Genomic DNA, 2,098 nt, shown 5'->3' on the forward strand with positions numbered 1-2,098 from the left:
CATAATGCCGCGCTTCGGATTATGCCGCGCTTGTTCAGGCGAAGTCTTGTTTCCTGCGGTTTTTGTCGTTTTGCTGCTGCATAAGACTATAGTTTAGAACCGCCATGTGAGCGTGGCGAACTGCGCAATTGGGGCCGGCGATCTGCCATAGGTGCAACCTTCAGCCAAAAGAAGGAAACACTCATGGAAAACGATACGCACCCAGACCAAGCGACGAGGCGGAAACTGAAAGCTGGCAGCCATGTCGGTCGCTTTGCCCTACAGATCGAGGCGGAGGGATACGGTCTCCGTTCCATCGCCAATTATAGGACCACAGCCGAGGCGCTTTGGGCGGCGATGCTGGAGGCAAATGTCTGTCCCACTGAGCTGACCGATGATCCTGTGGACAAACTGGCGACGCCGATCATCAGTGCGGCTTCTGCGAGAGACCAAAAACACTGTCGCTACCGCATCAATCGGTTCAGGGATTATCTCATTGAAAACGCGGGTGCACCGCCACGCTCAGAACCGCCGCTCGACATGTCTCCAAGGGCAGTGCTGAAACGGGAATACGAAACCTACCTCCGTGTTCAGCGTGGCCTGTCGGAAGACAGCATCTACCACTGCCTGCGGTTTGGTGACCGGTTCCTGACCGCGAAGTTCGGCACCGGTTTGGGTGATCTGAATACGATCAAACCCGGTGACATCACCGGGTTCATCCTTCGACTGCGGGAAGCGCAAAACGCGCCACGCGACAAAACCAGTCCGTCACATCTGCGTAACTTTTTCCAGTTCCTGTTCTGGAGCGGCAAGACCGAGCGAAACCTGAGCAACGCCGTGCCAAAGGCGCGGCAGCCGAAGCCGACAGGCATTCCGAGGTATCTGGAGCCGGAACAGGTCAATCGGCTCATTGAGGTGGTGCGCGGCCACAAGAAAACGGGCCGACGCAACTATGCAATGCTGATGCTGATCGCCCGGCTGGGCCTTCGGCCTCCAGAGGTGACGGCGATAGAACTGGACGATATCGACTGGCGCGCCGGTGAAATCCTGATCCGCGGCAAGAGGCAGTTGCACGATCGGATGCCGATGTCGGCGGAGGTTGGTGAAGCGATTGTCGATTACATCAAGAATGAGCGCCGGGGCCTGGACCGCGCGCTGTTCGTGTCGGTGAAACCGCCGTTCAAGAGGTTCAAGGACGCTCAAATCCTTCGCTGGATTTTGCGGGATGCCTATGACGCGACCGGCATTGATCCACCACAAGCCTATATCGGCACGCACATTCTGCGACACAGCCTGGCCACCGACATGCTGCGAAAGGGCGCTTCGCTGGCCGAGATCGGGGATGTGCTGCGTCACCGTTCTGCGATGACCACGACGATCTATGCGCAACATGATGTGGATGCCTTGCGCTCAATCTCGCGCCCTTGGCCGACTTCGGGAGACGTGCGATGAAGACGCTTTCTCAACGACTTGACGAGTACCTGGTTCTTCGGCGTTCGATGGGTTTTGATCTCTCCTTTGATGAACGGGTTCTCCGCAAGTTCGTCAACTTTGCCGACGATAACGGGTTCCATATCATCTCGACGCCCTTGTTCCTTGAGTGGAAGGCAAACTACGGCAGCGCGGACAACAACACTTGGTCTCATCGCCTTGGTATGGTGCGCCGGTTCGCCTTTTGGCTTGCGGAGCACGACAATCGGACCGAGGTCCCGTCCAGCCAACTCGTCATGGGCCGCTACCGAAGGCGTGCCCCCTACATCTATGCGCCCAGTCAGATCGCAGACCTTGTCGCTGAAGCCGGTCGGCTGCCATCACCATATGGCCTTCGGGCCGCTTTGTGGCAGACCCTGTTCGGCTTAATCGCGGTGACGGGCATGCGGGTGAACGAAGCTTTATCATTGGAAAGGCATGACGTCGATCTTGATCGCGCACTTCTCACACTAAGAAACACAAAAAATGGTAAAGACCGGCAGCTTCCCATTAATAACGACACAGCTGTTCGGCTTGCTGACTACGCCAAGTTACGGGACCGGCTGGTCCCACAAAACTCGTCCCGGTTCTTCATCCAGGAAGATGGCAAACATGCAAAAGACTGCGCGGCTCGGTACAACTTCGCGCA

Annotated in this window: 2 protein-coding genes; both read left to right on the forward strand. The window is 57.0% G+C overall.

Annotated elements, in window-relative coordinates; translation table 11 throughout:
• The first annotated feature begins 381 nt into the window (after positions 1–381).
• The gene (locus ACSSVY_RS22725) at positions 382–1,431 is read left to right on the forward strand and encodes a tyrosine-type recombinase/integrase (protein ID WP_454272311.1); all 1,050 of its coding nucleotides are present in this window, start codon (positions 382–384) and stop codon (positions 1,429–1,431) included.
• The coding region (locus ACSSVY_RS22730) for a tyrosine-type recombinase/integrase (protein WP_454272313.1) at positions 1,428–2,098 on the forward strand (671 nt) is incomplete at its 3' end. The genes ACSSVY_RS22725 and ACSSVY_RS22730, both read left to right, overlap by 4 nt.

The organism is Roseovarius sp. MBR-51 (genome assembly GCF_053628575.1).